We start from the raw sequence: 19,885 nt of genomic DNA on the forward strand, positions 1-19,885 counted from the left end.
AGTCGCCGCCGAGTTCGAAGAAGTTATCGGTCAGGCCGACACGCTCAAGTTTCAGCACGTCCTGCCAGATCGCCGCGATCTGCTGTTCCAGTTCACTTTGCGGCGCCACGTAATCCTGTTGCACTTGACTGGCGTCCGCTTGTGGCAACGCTTTGCGGTCGAGTTTGCCGTTGGCAGTGAGTGGCCATTGTTCGAGGAGCAGCAGGTGCGTCGGCACCATGTAATCCGGCAGATCGGCCTTGAGTTGGGCTTTCAGTTGCTCGCGCAAATCAGCTTCGTTGTCGACGCTGTGCGCGGCAATCACGTAGCCCACCAGTTGCTGACCGCTCGGCCCGTCCTGCGCCAGCACCACGGCTTCGCGCACGGCGTCGAGGGCATTCAGGCGTGCTTCGATTTCGCCGAGTTCGATACGGAAACCACGGATTTTCACCTGATGGTCGATGCGCCCGACGTACTCGATCACGCCGTCGCTGCGGTATTGCGCGAGGTCACCAGTGCGGTACAAACGCGCCCCGCTCTCGCCAAATGGATCGGGAATGAAGCGCAATGCGGTGAGGTCGCCACGGTTCAGATACCCGCGTGCCAGACCGGCACGGCCGACGTACAGCTCACCGATGCAGCCCTTGGCCACCGGATTCAGCTCGCCGTCGAGCACGTACCACGACAGGTCGGCGATCGGCTCACCGATCGGGCTGTTGGCATCCTGCTCAAGGTCAGCAATCGACAACGGACGATACGTCACGTGCACGGTGGTTTCGGTGATGCCGTACATGTTGATCAATTGCGGGGTGGTATCGCCGAAACGCTCAAACCACGGACGCAGGGATTTCACGTCCAATGCTTCGCCGCCGAATACCACGTAACGCAGGGCGTTCGCCCGTGGATCGGCGCAAGCCACGTGCATCAATTGCTTGAACGCCGATGGCGTCTGGTTGAGCACGGTGACCCCGGCGTCGCACAGCAGCGCATGGAAGTCCTGCGGCGAACGGCTGACGTCGTACGGCACCACCAGCAACTCGCCGCCGTGCAGCAACGCACCAAAAATCTCCCACACCGAGAAATCGAAGGCGTAGGAATGGAACAGGCTCCAGACGTCTTTCGGGCCGAAACCGAACCACGGTTCGGTGGCTTCGAACAGGCGCAGGATGTTCTGGTGCGGCAGCAACGTACCTTTGGGTTTGCCGGTGGAGCCGGAGGTGTAAATCACGTAAGCGAGGTTCGACGACGCCATCGTCACTTGCGGATCGGTGTCGGCAAATGCGCTGACATCGCTGTCCAGCAGCAAGGTCTGCACGCCTTGCGGCACCGGCAGTTGACCGGCCAGAACAGCCTGGCTCAGCAGCAACTGAATGCCGCTGTCCTCAATCATGTAGGCCAGACGATCCTGCGGATAGGTCGGGTCGAGCGGCACGTAAGCACCGCCAGCCTTGAGGATCGCCAGCAGGCCGACAATCATTTCCAGACCACGCTCGGCGGCCAGACCGACCAACACGTCCGGGCCGACGCCGAGGGCGATCAACTGATGCGCGCGGCGGTTGGCCTGACGGTTGAGTTCGCCGTAGCTCAGGGTTTGCTCGTTGAAACGTACGGCGATGGCATCGGGACGCAGACGCGCCTGCTCGGCGATCAGTTGATGCGCGCAGGCTTCGCTCAGGAAACTGCGTGGGTTCGGGTTCCACTCAGCGATATGCTTTTGTTGCTCGCTGGCGTCGAGCAACGGCAGTTCACCGATGCGTAGCTGCGGATCGGCGACGATACCGTGCAGCAGGTTCAGCCAATGCCCGGCCATGCGCTGCACGGTGGCGGCGTCGAACAGATCGGTGGCGTAGGTCAGCGCGGCGCTGAGTTGGCCGTCAGCCTCAAGAGTGTCGAGGGTCAGGTCGAACTGTGCGGTCTGACTGTCCCAGTCCTGCGCTTCGATGACCAGACCCGGCAACGCCGGCAAGGCCTGACGCCCGGCGCTCTGGTGGTTGTACAACACCTGGAACAGCGGGCTATGGCTCAGGTTGCGTTCCGGACGCAGCGCCTCGACCAGTTGTTCGAACGGCAGATCCTGATGCGCCTCGGCACCGAGTGCGGCGTGTTTGACCTGCGCCAGCAATGCACTGAAGCGCTGCTGCGGATCGACCTCAGCCTTTAGCACCTGAGTATTGACGAAGAAGCCGATCAGATTTTCGGTCTCGACCCGGTTGCGGTTGGCAATCGGCACGCCGACGCGAATGTCCGCCTGGCCGCTGTAGCGATGCAACAGGCCCTGGAACGAGGCCAGCAAGACCATGAACAACGTGCTGCCCTCACGCTGGGCCAGTTGCCGCAGTTGCCGGCTGAGCAGCGGCGGCAGGTCGATGGCCAGACGTGCGCCAGCGAAACTCTGCCGCGCCGGACGCGGACGGTCAGTCGGCAGTTCCAGCAGCGGTTGCTCACCGCCGAGTACGCCGGTCCAGTAATTGAGCTGGCGCTCACGCTCGCCGGCCTCCATCCACTGGCGCTGCCACAGCGCATAATCGGCGTACTGAATCGGCAACTCAGCCAACTCGACCGTTTGGCCCTGGCTATACGCGGCATAACGCTGAATCAGTTCCTGCACCAGCAATTGCATCGACCAGCCATCGGAGACGATGTGATGCTGGGTCAACACCAGCACATGTTCTTCGCGCGCCACTTGCAACAAACCGACGCGCAGCAGCGGGCCGTTTTGCAAATCGAACGGCTGACTGATCTGACGCTGCACATACGCCTGAGTCTGCTCGGCAGACTTGTCTGAAGTACCGTCGAGAATCTCCGGCACCAGCAACGGCGCCTGTTGCGCATGAATCACCTGAAACGCTTGTTCATCGATTTGAACGAAGGTCGTACGCAGGCTCTCGTAACGCTGGATCAGCTCGGCAAAGCTGCGTTGCAGGGCGTTCAGGTCCAGCGCGCCATGAATGCGCAGCGCCGCCGGAATGTGGTACGCCGCGCTCGCAGGTTCCATTTGCCACAGGAACCACTGGCGCTGCTGAGCGTAAGACAAAGGCAACTGCGCCAGATCACGCGGCGCCCGAGGGATACTCGCAGGCTTGGCCACCTGGGTTTGTTCCAGCGCGGCAACGCAGGCTTTGAGGCTGGCGTTTTCGAACAATTGGCGCAGTTGCAGATTCAGCCCAAGGGTCTGGCGGATGCGCGAGACCATTTGCGTCGCCAGCAGCGAGTGGCCGCCGAGTTCGAAGAAGTTATCGGTCAGGCCGACACGCTCAAGTTTCAGCACGTCCTGCCAGATCGCCGCGATCTGCTGTTCCAGTTCACTTTGCGGCGCCACGTAATCCTGTTGCACTTGACTGGCGTCCGCTTGTGGCAACGCTTTGCGGTCGAGTTTGCCGTTGGCAGTGAGTGGCCATTGTTCGAGGAGCAGCAGGTGCGTCGGCACCATGTAATCCGGCAGATCGGCCTTGAGTTGGGCTTTCAGTTGCTCGCGCAAATCAGCTTCGTTGTCGACGCTGTGCGCGGCAATCACGTAGCCCACCAGTTGCTGACCGCTCGGCCCGTCCTGCGCCAGCACCACGGCTTCGCGCACGGCGTCGAGGGCATTCAGGCGTGCTTCGATTTCGCCGAGTTCGATACGGAAACCACGGATTTTCACCTGATGGTCGATGCGCCCGACGTACTCGATCACGCCGTCGCTGCGGTATTGCGCGAGGTCACCAGTGCGGTACAAACGCGCCCCGCTCTCGCCAAATGGATCGGGAATGAAGCGCAATGCGGTGAGGTCGCCACGGTTCAGATACCCGCGTGCCAGACCGGCACGGCCGACGTACAGCTCACCGATGCAGCCCTTGGCCACCGGATTCAGCTCGCCGTCGAGCACGTACCACGACAGGTCGGCGATCGGCTCACCGATCGGGCTGTTGGCATCCTGCTCAAGGTCAGCAATCGACAACGGACGATACGTCACGTGCACGGTGGTTTCGGTGATGCCGTACATGTTGATCAATTGCGGGGTGGTATCGCCGAAACGCTCAAACCACGGACGCAGGGATTTCACGTCCAATGCTTCGCCGCCGAATACCACGTAACGCAGGGCGTTCGCCCGTGGATCGGCGCAAGCCACGTGCATCAATTGCTTGAACGCCGATGGCGTCTGGTTGAGCACGGTGACCCCGGCGTCGCACAGCAGCGCATGGAAGTCCTGCGGCGAACGGCTGACGTCGTACGGCACCACCAGCAACTCGCCGCCGTGCAGCAACGCACCAAAAATCTCCCACACCGAGAAATCGAAGGCGTAGGAATGGAACAGGCTCCAGACGTCTTTCGGGCCGAAACCGAACCACGGTTCGGTGGCTTCGAACAGGCGCAGGATGTTCTGGTGCGGCAGCAACGTACCTTTGGGTTTGCCGGTGGAGCCGGAGGTGTAAATCACGTAAGCGAGGTTCGACGACGCCATCGTCACTTGCGGATCGGTGTCGGCAAATGCGCTGACATCGCTGTCCAGCAGCAAGGTCTGCACGCCTTGCGGCACCGGCAGTTGACCGGCCAGAACAGCCTGGCTCAGCAGCAACTGAATGCCGCTGTCCTCAATCATGTAGGCCAGACGATCCTGCGGATAGGTCGGGTCGAGCGGCACGTAAGCACCGCCAGCCTTGAGGATCGCCAGCAGGCCGACAATCATTTCCAGACCACGCTCGGCGGCCAGACCGACCAACACGTCCGGGCCGACGCCGAGGGCGATCAACTGATGCGCGCGGCGGTTGGCCTGACGGTTGAGTTCGCCGTAGCTCAGGGTTTGCTCGTTGAAACGTACGGCGATGGCATCGGGACGCAGACGCGCCTGCTCGGCGATCAGTTGATGCGCGCAGGCTTCGCTCAGGAAACTGCGTGGGTTCGGGTTCCACTCAGCGATATGCTTTTGTTGCTCGCTGGCGTCGAGCAACGGCAGTTCACCGATGCGTAGCTGCGGATCGGCGACGATACCGTGCAGCAGGTTCAGCCAATGCCCGGCCATGCGCTGCACGGTGGCGGCGTCGAACAGGTCGGTGGCGTAACTCAGGGTCGCCGCCAGTGCGCCGTCAGCTTCGTGGGTGTCGAGGGTCAAATCAAACTGCGCGGTGTGCGAACTCCAGTCGAGGCTTTCGACTTGCAGACCGGGCAGCTGCAGGGCTTGCGCCGTAGCCCCGCCCTGATGGTTGAACATCACCTGGAACAGCGGGCTGTGACTCAACTGCCGATCCGGTGCAAGGGCATGCACCAGTTGCTCGAACGGCAAATCCTGATGCGCCTGCGCGCCCAACGACGCCTGTTTGACCTGCGCCAGCAAATCCTTGAACGGCAGGCCGCCCTGCACCTGCGCGTCCAGCACCTGGGTGTTGACGAAGAAGCCGATCAGGCCTTCGGTTTCGACCCGATTACGGTTAGCCACCGGCACGCCGACGCGAATATCCGCCTGGCCGCTGTAGCGATGCAGCAAGGCCTGGAACGAGGCCAGCAAGACCATGAACAGGGTCATGCCCTCGCGCTGCGCCAACTGTTTCAAGCGTTCGGTCAATTCGCTGCCAACGCTCAGATCCAGACGCGCACCGCGATAGCTTTGCGCTGCCGGGCGCGGACGATCCGTGGGCAATGGCAGAACTTCGCCGCCATCGCCCAGACGCTCGGTCCAGTACGCCAGTTGCCGCTCGAGTTCGCCGGCCTCCATCCACTTGCGCTGCCAAATCGCGTAATCGGCGTATTGGATCGGCAAAGGCGCGAGGTTGGCTGGCTGACCACTGCTGTGCGCGGCGTAGAGTTTGACCAGATCATCAACCATGATCTGCGCCGAAGCACCGTCGCAAATAATGTGATGCTGGGTCAGCACCAGCACATGATCATCCGGTGCGACTTGAAGCAGCTTGACCCGCAGCAGCGGGCCTTGCTGCAGGTCGAACAACGTGGCGATTTCAGCGTCGATCAACGCTTTGAGGCCAGCGTCGTCCACTGGCGTGTCCAGTACCTGCGCGGTCAGTGGCAGGCTCAGTCGGGCCTGGGCTACCTGAATCGGGCCATCCGGGCCATCGACAAACACCGTGCGCAGCACTTCATGACGTTCCAGCAAGGCATCGAAGCTGCGCTGCAATGCCGACAGATCAAGGTCACCGCGCAAACGCAACGCCGTCGGCACATGGTAAGCGGCGCTGTGCGGATCGAGCTGCCAGAGGAACCACTGACGCTCCTGCGCGAATGACAGGCCGATGCTCTCGAACTCATCACGCACCGGCGGAATCGGCAACGCCGCAAAGCTCATGTTCTTGCTCTGCATTTTTTGCAGAAACGCTTGCCGTTGGGCGAGCGGTAAACGGATGAATCGCTGAACCAGAGACAGGTTATCGAGCTGAGTCATTTTCAAAGGGTCTCCAGGTCTGCCAGGAAGTCATGCATCTCACTCAGGTCTTCGCTGGAGTGAGGGGGCAGGTGAACAGCCAGTTGCTCGGCGTACTCGCGCAGCGATGCGGTGCGGAACAGCAGGTCCAGCGGCACCGCTGCCCCTTGCTCCAGTTGCAGTCGCGCAGTGGCCTGAGTCGCCAACAGTGAATGTCCACCCAGTTCAAAGAAGTTGTCGTCGCGCCCGACCCGTTCGAGTTTGAGCACGTCTTGCCAGATGGCGGCGACGCTGTGTTCCAGCGCACCGTCCGGCGCCACGTAGGCGCGCAGCAGTTGATTGGCGTCCGGCAGCGGCAACGCCTTGCGGTCGAGCTTGCCGTTGGGCGTCAGCGGGAAACGTTCCAGCAACATCCAGTGCGCGGGAATCATGTAGTCGGGCAGCAAAGGTGCCAGTGCCGATTTCAACGTGTCGCGCAGGACTGCGGAGTCGGCATCCTGAGGATTCGCCGCAATCAGGTAGGCCACCAGTTGCAAGCCACCCGGCCCTTCCTGCGCCACCACCGCAGCTTCGCGGATCGACGCCTGGGCCAACAGGCAGGCTTCGATTTCGCCCAGCTCGATGCGGAAACCGCGAATCTTCACCTGATGGTCGACACGCCCGAGGTATTCGATCACCCCGTCAGCGCGATACCGCGCCAGGTCACCGGTGCGATACAGCCGCGCACCGTTGCCGAACGGATCGGGCAGGAAACGCTCGGCGGTCAGCGCCGGCCGCTCGTGATAACCCCGCGCGAGGCCATCGCCACCGATCAGCAATTCACCGATCACACCGGCCGGGTTTGGCGCAAAGTGCTCGCCGAGAATATGCAGCGTGGTGTTGGCAATCGGCCCGCCGAGGTACGGCTGGCGCTGCTCGGCCGTCAGTTGATACGCCGCCGACCAGATCGTCGTTTCCGTCGGCCCGTAAAGGTTCCAGACTTGCCCGGCGACCTCGAGCAGACGCGCGGCCAGATCCTCGGCCAGCGCTTCACCGCCACACAGGCATTTGCGCCCCGCGAGCCGCGCAGCCTGTGGATGATCAAGCAGCATCCGCCAGGTCGACGGCGTCGCCTGAACGACGCTGACCTGCTGTTGCTCGATGATCTGCAGCAGCGCCTCAGGGTCGTGCGCGCTCTGCTTGTCCACCAGCACCACGCAAGCCCCGCTGAACAGCGCGCCGTACAGTTCAAGCCCGAAAATATCGAACGAGAACGTGGTCAGCGACAGCACCCGGTCAGTCGCAACCAAGCCCGGCTCACGGGCCATGCTCGCGACAAAATTGACCAGCGCTGCATGACGGACCATCACGCCTTTCGGCTTGCCGGTGGAACCCGAGGTGTAGATCGCATAGCTGAGATTGTCACCGTCGACCGGCACCTGCGGATTGGTCGCCTGTGCAGCGCTGAGCGGCTCATCCAGCGAACCCGGCAGCAGCGTCTGCACACCCGCCGGAATCGGCAGTACTTGCAGCAACGACGCCTGGGTCAGCAACAACTGCAAACCGCTGTCTTCAATCATGTGCGCCAGACGATCGCTCGGGTATTGCGGATCCAGCGGCACGTAAGCGCCACCGGCCTTGAGAATCGCCAGCAAGCCGACAATCATCTCCACGCCACGCTCCAAAGCGATGCCGACCAGACAATCCGGGCCGACGCCCTGTTCGATCAGACGATGGGCCAAGCGGTTGGCCTGCGCATTGAGCTCGGCGTAGGTCAGGCGTTGCGCACCGAACACCAGCGCTGTCGCTTCAGGCGTCTGACTGGCGCGCGTTTCGATCAAACGGTGGATGCAACGCTCTTCTGGCCACGCCGCTGCGCTGGCATTCCACGCCAACAATTGCTGATTGGTTTCGGCGGCATCGAGCAGGCTCAATTCACCCAGTGCACGTTCGCTGCCGTCGATCATTTGCAGCATCAAGCGTTGCAGGTGCAGGCCCATTTGCTCGACCGAAGCCGGAGCAAACTGTGCGCACTGATAACTGAACTGTACCGCCAGTTCGGCACCGAGGCTGACCGACAGGGTCAGCGGATAGTTGGTTTGCTCCAGGTTGTCCACGGCACCGAAATGCAGGCCCTGCGGCGAGCTTTGCTCCAGCGCCTCGGAGATCGGGTAGTTCTCGAACACCAGAATATTGTCGAACAGCGCCTCACCGCCCAGCCCGGCCCAGCGCTGAATGTCGAACAACGCGGTGTGTTCGAACTCGCGTAGCGCCAGATTCTGCGCCTGCACGCCGTGCAACCAGTCACCGAGGCGCTGCTCCGGACGCGGACTGGCGATAACCGGCAAGGTGTTGATGAACAGCCCGATCTGCTGTTCTACACCGAGCAAATCCGCCGGACGCCCCGATACCGTCGCGCCGAACGCCACGCAGGATTTGCCGCTGTAACGCTGCAACAGCAGCAGCCACGCCGCTTGCACCAGCGTATTGACCGTCACTTTCGCATCGCGGGCAAAATCGCTCAGACGCCGGGTCTGTGCCACGTCGAGTTGCACCCGATGCTGCGCATAAGCATGAGGTTCAGCGTCTTGCGTCGGCGCCACAAACACCTGCGCCAGACGCACCGGTTCATCCAGTTCACGCAATTGCTCCTGCCAGAAGGCTTCTGCGGCGCTGGCATCCTGACGTTGCAACCAGCCGATGTAATCGCGATAACGCCCACTCGGCCGAGCCACCGCTTCACCGCTGTAATGCTGCAACACTTCGCCGAGCAACTGTGCGCTGCTCCAGCCGTCCATCAGGATGTGATGGTTGGTGTAGATCAGGTGATGACGATCGGCAGCGGTGCGCACCAATACCAGACGCATCAGCGGTGCCGCGCTCAGATCCAGACCTTGCGCACGCTCCGCATCGGCAAGGGTTTGCAGGGCCATGTCCAGATTCGCCTGAGCGCTCCAGTCGAGCACGCGGAACGGCACCTCGAGATGACGTTGCACGACCTGCACCGGTTGCTGCAGATCACCCTGCCAGAAGAACCCGGTGCGCAGAATGTCGTGGGCATCGACCACCGCTTGCCACGCCGCGCGGAAACGCTGCGGATCAACGCCGTCGACGTCCAGACGCATCTGGTTGATGTAGTCGCCACCGCCCTGTTCAAGCAAGGTGTGGAACAGCATGCCCTGCTGCATCGGCGACAACGGGTAGATGTCGTCGACGGACTGCGGCTGTTGTACCAACACGTCCAGTTGCGCCTGGTTCAGCGTCGCCAGCGGGAAGTCCGACGGCGTCACGCCACGGTTGGCGCTGTCGCAGCAATGCGTGATCAGCGCGGTGAGTTCTTGCAGGTAATCGTCGGCCAGACGCTGAATCGTCGCCGGGTTGAACATCTCGCTGCTGAATGTCCAGCTCAGGTCCAGCTCGCCGCCGAACACTTTGCCGTCCAGCGCCAACGGGCTGCCCAGCGGGCCGGCCATGTTCACCTCTTCGCCGCCGGACTCGCTGGTCGGCACGAACACGGCGTCGTCGCCAGCAGCGAAGCTGCCGTCGAACTGACCAAGATAGTTGAAGGTCAGACGCGGTTTCGGCAGGGCTTGCAACGCTTGCTGTGCAGCGGCGTCGCCAAGGTGCGCGAGCGCTCCGAAACCGATGCCTTTGTTGGGGATCGCGCGCAGTTGCTCCTTGATCTGCTTCAGCGAAGCGCCAAGGTCGGCAGCCGGCGCCAAACGCGCCGGGAACACGCTGGTGAACCAGCCGACGGTGCGGGTCAGGTCAACGTTGTCGAACAAGTCTTCGCGGCCATGGCCTTCCAGTTGCACCAGCACACTGTCGTCGCCAGTCCAGCGCACCATCACTCGCGCCAGCGCAGTCAGCAGCAGGTCGTTGACTTGCGTGCGATAGGCCGCCGGGGCTTCCTGCAACAACTGCCGGGTCAGGGTTTTGTCCAGTGGCGTGCGGATCGATTGCGCCTGATTGTGTTGCTGACCGGCGTGCGGGTTGTCGCAAGGCAACTCAGTCGAGGCGCCTTGCAGCTGTTGCTGCCAGAAGCCCAGTTCGGCCTGCAACGGCGCGCTCGCGGCGTAGTCTTGCAGCGCCTCGGCCCAGGCTTTGACCGCACTGGTCTTGGCCGGCAGTTGCACGGCTGCGCCGGACAGAATCTGCCGATAAGCGCTTTGCAGATCTTCGAACAGGATCCGCCACGAAACACCATCGACCACCAAGTGGTGAACCACCAACAACAGCCGCTGGCTGCCATCGGCAAGGTTCGCCAACACCGCGCGAATCAGTGAACCGTCACTCAGTTGCAGGCTGCGCTGGGCCTGATTGCCCAGCACCTCAAGCGCTGCCAGATCGGCGACCTCGACTTGCCACAGAACGGTTTCGCCCGCTTGCGTCGCGACATCGCGGTACTGCGCCGACCAGCCGTGCGCCTGCTCGACAAAGTCCAGACGCAGGCTGTCGTGATGCGCCACCAGCGCATCCAGCGCTTGCTCCAGCACTTGCGCGTCGAGCGCCTGAGACGGTTTGAGCATCACCGACTGGTTCCAGTGGTGACGATCAGGTATCGGCTGTGCGAAGAACCACTGATGAATCGGCAGCAGCGCCGTTGCGCCGGTCACCGGTTGTTGATCGATCAGTTGCAGCGGCTCGCCGGTTTGCATCACGCCGGCCAGCGCCTGAATGGTCTGGTGCTGGAACAAGTCTTTCGGGGTAAAGCGCAAACCGGCCTGACGGGCACGGCTGACCACTTGAATCGAGATGATCGAATCGCCACCCAGCTCGAAGAAGTTGTCGCTGAGGCCCACCCGCTCCAGCTTCAGCACGTCCTGCCAGATCGTCGCCAGTTGCTGCTCCAGCGCGCTTTGCGGCGCGACGTAGACTTGCTGCAATTGGCTGACATCCGGCTTGGGCAGGTTCTTGCGATCCAGTTTGCCGTTCGGTGTCAGGGGCATGCGTTGCAAACGCAAGACGTAGGCTGGAACCATGTGCGCCGGCAGCGTGGCCTTGAGCTGTTCACGCAGTTGCTCGGCGAAATCTTCGCGCGGCGAGTCGCTGACCACGTACGCGACCAAGCGTTTGCTGCCGGCGCTTTCCTGCGCCACGACCACCGCTTCGCGCACGCCATCAAGGGCCTGCAGACTGGCTTCGATCTCGCCCAGTTCGATGCGAAAACCACGGATCTTCACTTGATTGTCGATACGTTCCAGATAGTCGAACGTACCGTCGACGCGCTGACGCACCAGGTCGCCGGTGCGATAGAGCACGCCACCGCTGCGGCTGAACGGGTCAGCAATGAAACGCTCGGCGGTCATCGCCGGACGATTGAGATACCCCCGCGCCACACCGCTGCCACCCAGATACAGCTCACCGGCCATGCCTGGCGGCAGCAGGTTCAGATCGGCGTCCAGCACATAGGCGCTACGATCACCGATGCGGCTGCCGATCGGCGCATAGGCGGCGCCACACGGTTCGTCGCGGCCGGCCTTCCAGATCAGCGGCGTGACCACGGTTTCGGTCGGGCCATAGCCGTTGATGATGTACTCGGGATTCAGCGCACGTTTGACCCGCTCGAAACTGGCACTCGGCACCGCATCACCGCCGAAGCAGTAGATGCGCACGTTCGGTGGATTACCGACACGTTCGGCATGTTCGGCCAGTTGTTGCAGGTACGCCGGCGGGAACGCGACCACGGTGACGCCGTGCTCGATCATCGCGTTGTAGGTCTGCTCGGGTGTCCACAGGCTGTCATCGCGAATCAGCAGCGAGCCGCCGTGGGTCAGGCTGGTCAACCAGCGCTCGTGGGCACCGTCGAAAGCGAACGACATGAAATGGAATTCGCAATCGCTGTCGCGCATTTCATAGCGCTCGCCAATCGCCAGGCAGTGCATGGCCAGTGGACCGTGGGTGACGCTGACGCCTTTCGGGTTGCCGGTGGAACCCGAGGTGTAAATCACATAGGCGAGGTTGTGCGGATCCAGTGCAACGAGCGGTGCCTGCGTCGAATGCGCGCTGAGGTCGAGGTGATCGAGTTCCAGCACGGTCAGTGTGTCCGCGATCGGTAATTGCGCGGTCACTCGCGAATCGGTCAGCAACAGCGCCAGACCGGAATCCTCCATCAGATACGCCAGACGCTCACGTGGGTAACTGTTGTCCAGCGGCACATACGCGCCACCGGCCTTGAGCACCGCCAGCAGCGCGACGATCAAGCCTTCACTACGCGGCAGCGCGACACCGACACGCACTTCGGCGCCAACACCCCGTGCAACCAACTCATGGGCGAGACGGTTGGCACGGGCGTCGATGTCGCCGTAGCTGAAATATTTGCCGTCGAAAATCACCGCGGTGCGATCCGGCTGCTGCGCCGCCAGGCGCGCGTAACGCTGATGCACAGCAAGGTCGACCGGGTACGCCTGCGGCTGGTTTTCCAGGATCTGCAGGGTGTGTTCCTCAGCCGTTGCAAAGGCAATTTCACCAAGACGGCGCTCGGCGGATTCGGCGAATTGCTCCAGCAGGTGCAGCAGTTGCGCGCTCAGGCGCTCGATGGTCGCGACGCTGAAATGCGCCTGATCAAAACTCATGTGCAGCGCCAGGGTTGCGCCCAGTGTCACGCCCAACGTCAGCGGATAGTGAGTCTGATCCTGGTTGGCCACCTCGCCGAACACCACGCCTTGCGCAGTGCCGTGTTGCAATGCTTCGGAAATCGGGAAGTTTTCGAACACCAGCAGCGTGTCGAACAGCGACTCGCCGCCCTGCCCGGCCCAGCGCTGAATGTTTGCCAGCGGCGTGTGTTCGAACTCGCGCAGGCTAAGGTTCTGCGCCTGCACCGCCGCCAGCCATGCGGCAACGCTTTGATCCGGACGCGAACCAGCGATCACCGGCAAGGTGTTGATGAACAGACCGACTTGCTGCTCGATGCCAACCAGTTCCGCCGGACGCCCGGCGACGGTGGTGCCAAACGCCACGCAGGCACTGCCGGTATAGCGCTGCAACAACAGCAGCCACGCGGCCTGGACCAAGGTGTTGGCGGTGACTTTCTGCTGCCGGGCGAACTCGTTCAAGCGTTGTGTACGCGCCGCGTCGAGTTGGTAATGCTTGAGCAGATGCCCGCGCTCGGCACGCACTTCACCGCCGCCCGCTGCGGCTTGCGCCAGTACGGTCGGTTCGTGGAAGTCGGCCAGTTGCGCCAGCCAGAACGTTTCGCTGACAGCGCCGTCCTGACGTTGCAGCCACTGGATGTAATCGGCGTAGCGGCTCAGCGGACGCGGCGGTTGTTGGCCGGCATAACGCTGCAGCACCTCGCCGAGCATCTGCGCGCTGCTCCAGCCGTCCATGAGGATGTGGTGGTTGGTAAAGATCAGGTGATGGCGCTGATCGGCGACTTGAATCAGCGTCACCCGCAGCAACCCGGCTTCGCTCAAATCGAAGCCCCGGGCCAGATCGGCGGCGGTGAAATCCTCAAGTGCCTGAGCAAGGTCGGCGCGCTCACGCCAGTCGAGCAGCGTGTACGGCAATTCGAGGCGGCGATGGATGATCTGCAGTTGTTGCTGCAATTCGCCCTGCCAGATGAAACCGCTGCGCAGGATGTCGTGGGCGTCCATGGTCGCCTGCCACGCGGCACGAAAACGCTCGGGATCGAGGCCGTCGACATCGACACAGAGCTGGTTGATGTACGTACCGGTGCCCTGCTCGTACAAGGTGTGGAACAGCATGCCCTGCTGCATCGGCGACAGCGGATAGATGTCTTCGATGCCGGCGGCCGGCACCGCGATCGCATCCAGTTGCGCCTGGGCGATGTGCGCCAGCGGGAAGTCCGACGGCGTAATGCCCATGGTTTCCGGCAGGCAGCAATGGCTGATCAGCGCTTGCAGTTCAGCGGCGTATTCGTCAGCCAGACGGGCGATGGTCGCCTCGTTGAACTGCTCGCGACTGAACGTCCAGCGCAGGTCGAGCTCACCGTCGTAAACCTGGCCTTCGACGCCCAGCCAGTTGTCCAGCGGCGCATCGAGACTTTGCTCCAGCCCGGCGCGCTCACCGGCCGGGCTGAACAGTGCGCCCTCCTCCGCATCGAAACTGCCGTCGAACTGGCCGAGATAGTTGAAGATGATACGCGGCAGCGGCAGCGCTTTGAGCGTGGCTTGCGCCGGCTCGTCGCCGAGGTAACGCAGCACGCCAAAACCGAGGCCCTTGTTGGGGATGGCGCGCAGTTGTTCCTTGATCTGCTTGATTGTGCCCGGCAACGAATCGGCTGGGGTCAGGCGCACCGGGAACAGGCTGGTGAACCAGCCGACGGTGCGGGTCAGGTCGATGTCGTCGAACAGGTCTTCGCGACCGTGACCTTCCAGTTGAATCAGCGTGTCGGCGTGCCCGCTCCAGCGGCAGATGACCCGCGCCAGCGCCGTCAGCAACAGGTCGTTGACTTGGGTGCGATACGCCGCCGGCGCCTGTTGCAGCAGTTGCTGGGTGAAAGTTTTGTCGAGGCGACTGTGCAGCACCTGAGCGTGGCGAGTTTGCCGGCTGCCCTGCCGGTTGTCGCAGGGCAGATCCAGTGCTGCGCCGGCGAGTTGTTGCTGCCAGAAATTCAGTTCGGCCTGCACCGTCTCAGTTGCGGCATAGGCTTGCAGATGCTCGCCCCAGGCCTTGTACGAACTGGTTTTGGCCGGCAGCTTGATGCTCGTGCCTTGCACTGATTGCTGATAAGCCTGTTGCAAATCTTCGAGCAGGATCCGCCACGAAACACCGTCCACCGCCAGGTGATGCACGGCCAGCAACAGACGCTGACTGCCATCGGCGCCGGTCGCCAGTACGCCGCGCAGCAGCGGGCCGTTTTGCAGGTTCAGGCTTTGTTGAGCCTTGGCATACAGCGCCTGCAAAGCATCAGCGTCGAGACGGTCAGCCGTCCACAACAGTTCAGGATCCGCCACGACTGGCGCGACCTCTGTACGCCAGCCTTCGGCGCTTTCGACGAAGCGCGAACGCAAAGCATCGTGCTGCACCAGCAAGGCATTCAGCGCTTGCAACAGCGCCTCGGCATTCAGAACTTGATGACTGCGCAGCAGCACCGCCTGGTTCCAGTGGTGACGCTGGGGAATGTCTTCGGCGAAGAACGTCTGCTGGATCGGCAGCAATGGCAACTCGCCGATCACCGGGCCTTGATCGATGCTCACAGCGACGTTGCCTTGCCGGGCGACGCTGGCCAGACCTTGCACGGTCTGGTGCTGGAACAGGTCGCGCGGGCTGAAATGAATCCCGGCCTGACGCGAACGGCTGACCACTTGAATCGAAATGATCGAGTCACCGCCCAGCTCGAAAAAGTTGTCGGTCAGGCCGACCTGTTCAAGCTTGAGCACGTCCTGCCAGATCGCCGCGATTTTTTGCTCCAGCTCACTGCGCGGCGCAATAAACGCCTGCTGCATCTGGCTGGCGTCCGGCGCCGGTAAAGCCTTGCGATCGAGTTTGCCGTTGGGGCTCAGCGGCAAAGCGTCGAGGAACAACAGCTGCGTCGGTACCATGTAGTCGGGCAGGCTGTCCTTGAGCTGCGCCTTGATCGCTTCGCGCGCGGCGCCTTGGGCTTCGCTGGAAGCCGCAACCAACGCGGCATCTTTCGGCACCACGTACGCCACCAGCTGCAGGCTGCTGCCGCCCTGCACCGCCAGCACCACGGCCTCTTTGACGGCATCCAGTTCGAGCAGACGCGCTTCGACTTCGCCCAACTCGATACGGAAGCCACGAATTTTCACTTGATGATCAACGCGACCGACGTATTCGATCTGGCCTTGGGCGTTGAAACGCGCCAGGTCGCCGGTGCGGTAAAGACGTGCACCCGTGGTGGAAAACGGATCGGGGATAAAACGCTCAGCGGTCAAATCCGCGCGCTGGAAGTAACCGCGCGCCAATAGCTCACCACCAAGCAGCAACTCGCCGACCACGCCAATCGGCGTTGGTTGACCGTCAGCATCCAGCAGGTAGGCATGACGCCCCGGCAATGGCTGACCAATCGGCATGGTCAGCGGCAACGGCTGACGAGCGAACACGTAATCGCTGCAATCAAGGGTGGTCGCAGTAACGGTGGCTTCGGTCGGGCCGTAGGTATTGAGCAACTTGACGTGTTCCAGCCCGGCCACACGCCAGGCCTGCACACCTTCCGGCGGCATCGCTTCACCACCGCTGTGTACCTGACGCAGCGCGGCGTAATCACGCGGGCCGGCAGCGGCGAATTCCTTGGCAATCATGTTCCAGTAAGCGGTGGTCAAGTCCATGACCGTGATGCCCTGCTCAACGATGTTGCGGTACAGGGTTTCGCTGTCCCAGACCTCGTTGCCACGCAACACCACCGAAGCGCCGCAGGTCAGCGGACCGAACAGTTGTTCGCCGAAGGCATCGAAGTTGAACGTGGCAAATTGCAGCGCGCAATCGGCAGCGCTCAAGCCGTAGTAATGCTGCGAGGCGAAGGCGTGTTTGCTCAACGCGCCGTGGCTGATGCCGACGCCTTTAGGCCGACCGGTGGAACCGGAAGTGAACATCACATAAGCGAGGTTATCCGCCCACACCGCGCGTTGCGGATTGCTTTCGTCGGTGGACTGCCAAGTCTCGGCTTGATCGAGGCACAGGCTGCGCACGTTCTGCGGCACCGGCAGGCGTTCGAGCAAATGGCTTTGCGTCAGCAGCAAACGACTGGCGCTGTCTTCGATCATGCACAGCAGACGGTCGCGCGGGTATTGCGGATCCAGCGGCACATACGCGCCGCCAGCCTTGAGCACGGCGAGAATGGCGACGATCAGCTCCAGCCCCCGATCAAGCGCAACGCCGACCAGTACTTCCGGACCGACGCCCTGCGCCAGCAACGTACGGGCCAGACGGTTGGCGCGGGCGTTGAGCTGCGCATAAGTCAGTTGCTGGCCATCGAAAATCAGCGCGATGGCATCCGGCGTCTGCGCGGCCTGCGCTTCAAACAGTTCATGCGCCGGGCGCTCACTCGGCCAGACCGTGTCGTGACGCCCCCAGTCCTGAGTCAGTTGCTCAAGCTCTTGCGCTTGCAGCAAACCGGCCTCGCCAACCCGCTGCTGCGGATTGTTGGCGATGCTGTGCAGCAGGTGCGTCCAGTGCCGCGCCATTCGCTCGATGGTTGCGCCGTCGAACAGGTCACTGGCGTAGGTGAACGCGGCGTGCAGTTGACCGCCCTTTTCATAGGTGTCCAGGCTCAGATCGAACTGGGTGCTGCGGCTTTCCCATTCGATCACGCCGAGCTCCAGACCGCTGCCGACCTTGAGGGTGGTGACGTCAGCGACTTCCGGCTGATGGTTGTACATCACTTGGAACAACGGGTTGTAACTCAGGCTGCGTTCCAGTTTCAGCGCTTCGACCAGCCGTTCGAACGGCAGATCCTGATGCGCCTGGGCACCGAGCGCGGTTTCCTTGAGCGCACTGAGCAGATCCGCGAATGGCGTCTGACCGTCGAGCTGTACGCGCAGCACCTGGGTGTTGACGAAGAAGCCGATCAGGCCTTCGATCTCGCGGCGGTTACGGTTGGCGATCGGCACACCGACGCGCAGATCGTTCTGCCCGGTGTAACGGTGCAGCAGAATACTGAAGGTGCCGAGCAACAGCATGAACAACGTGACGCCGTGCTGGCGCGCCACGCCGCGCAATTGCTCGACCAATGCCGCGTCCACCACGTGCTCATGGCGACGCCCGCGATTGCTCGGTAATACCGGGCGCGGCCGGTCGAGCGGCAGCTCCAGCACCGGGTGCTCATCGCCCATTTGCGCCAGCCAGTAATCGAGTTGACGCTGCTGCTCGCCCGCCTCCAGCCAACGCCGCTGCCACAGTGCGTAATCGCTGTACTGCACTGGCATCGGCGGCAGCTCGGCCACTTGCCCCTGATCGTGGGCATCGTAGAAGCGGCAGAATTCGTCGATCAACACGTTCATCGACCAGCCATCGGAAACGATGTGGTGCAGGGTCAGCAGCAACACGTGTTCGTGCTCGGCCAGATGCAGCAGACGCACGCGCAGCAGTGGGCCGTTGGCGAGGTCGAACGGCAGCAGCGATTGCTCCTCGGCCGCCGCGGCCACGCGCAGTTCGCGCTCAGCGGCCGGCAAGGCGCTGAGGTCGATGCGCTGGATATCCAGTGGTTGTTGCAGCGGCACTTGCAGCAGGCTGTCGTCGGGCTGCTGCTGGAACACCGTACGCAGGGTTTCGTGGCGTTCGATCAGGCTGGCGAAAGCCTGCTCCAGCGCGGGCTGATTCAGCCGCCCGCTCAGGCGCACCGCGGCCGGCAAGTTGTAGGCGCCGCTCTGCGGATCCAGATGCCAGAGAAACCACATGCGTTGCTGGGCGTAAGACAACGCCTGCCGATCCTCGGCCTCGACCCCGACCGGAATCGGAAACCGCGAAAAATCCACCCCTTCTCTCTGCAAGGCAGCGAGGAACATCTGGCGCTTTTCCAGGGGCAACCCGATAAACCGGCGAGCGAGTTTCAGGGAGTCTTCAGCATTCATTTCTTGGCATCCGGATCAGTAGGCAGGCAGCACAAAGGCACGTCGTCCCTATAAAACGAATGCAGACCGGAAAAATTAGCGATTGAGAACAACTATCAGGCGAGAGGCAAAAGGTGATTCTGCCGTCAACCAAAACCCTGTAGGAGCTGACGAGTGAAACGAGGCTGCGATCTTTTGATTCTGCTTTTCAAAGACAAGGTCAAAAGATCGCAGCGTGCCGCAGCTCCTGCATGACTGGGGTCAGGCGGTGGCGGCCACGGCGTGGCGGCGATGGTGTACGTCGAGCTGGTCCTTGATCACCTTGAGCACTTTTGCCTCGTGCTCATGAATGAAAAAGTGCCCGCCAGCGAGCATGTCCACCGAGAAGCTGCCGGTGGTTTCCTTGCTCCAGCCAATCAATTGCTCGGTAGTAGCGCGGTCAGCCTTGCCGCCGAGCACATGTACCGGGCAATTGAGCAACGGTCGCTGCACTGGCTCGAATTTGCCGCACAGCAGGAAATCGGCGCGCAGGATCGGCAGGGTCAGGCTCATCAACTCGTCATTGGCCAGCACTTCTTCGCTGGTGCCATTGAGCGTGCGCAGTTGATCGATCAGCTCGGCATCGGTCTTGGCGATGGCAAATCCGCGATCGTAGTCGGCACGTTGGGTCGGCGCCGCCGTGCCCGAAGCAAAGAGCGCTACCGGCTCCGCGCAACCCAACGCACGGAGTGCATGGGCAATTTCACACGCGAGCAACGCACCCAGGCTATGCCCGAACAACGCATAAGGTGTTTTCAGCGTCGGAAGCAACTCCCTGGCCAATTGCATCGCCAAGGCACGCATGTCGGTCTGCAGCGGCTCGTCAAATCGCGCTCCACGCCCCGGCAATTCAACCGGTTTGAGTTGCAGCCACTGCGGCAACTTCGGCCGCCAGCGGCTATAGACCATCGCACTGGCACCTGAATAAGGCAGGCACAGCAGAGTCAGCTGGGTCACCACACGTCCCTCAAAAGAATTCGTCTGTAGAGAGAAACGGATCGTCGCCCACACAAATTAGTCGCCGCGCGCTAATTCCCCCCTACAGACGCTCGTTAACTGTTCAGAC

Annotated in this window: 3 protein-coding genes; all 3 read right to left on the reverse strand. The window is 62.2% G+C overall.

What is annotated here, in order from left to right; genetic code table 11:
• The coding region (locus tag CKW18_RS22645) for a non-ribosomal peptide synthetase (protein ID WP_141233140.1) at positions 1–6,349 on the reverse strand (6,349 nt) is incomplete at its 3' end.
• Positions 6,350–6,351: 2 nt separating this feature from the next.
• Positions 6,352–18,801 carry a non-ribosomal peptide synthetase gene (locus CKW18_RS22650; RefSeq protein ID WP_095190836.1) on the reverse strand — a complete coding sequence of 4,150 codons (12,450 nt, stop codon included), beginning with the start codon at positions 18,799–18,801 and terminating at the stop codon, positions 6,352–6,354.
• A gap of 240 nt (positions 18,802–19,041) precedes the next feature.
• Positions 19,042–19,779, reverse strand: coding sequence for a thioesterase II family protein (locus CKW18_RS22655; RefSeq protein WP_095190837.1), 738 nt, complete (start codon positions 19,777–19,779; stop codon positions 19,042–19,044).
• Between the last annotated feature and the right edge of the window lie 106 nt (positions 19,780–19,885).

The sequence above is a fragment of the Pseudomonas sp. Irchel 3E19 genome (genome assembly GCF_900187585.1).
Classification (GTDB): Bacteria; Pseudomonadota; Gammaproteobacteria; order Pseudomonadales; family Pseudomonadaceae; genus Aquipseudomonas; species Aquipseudomonas baetica.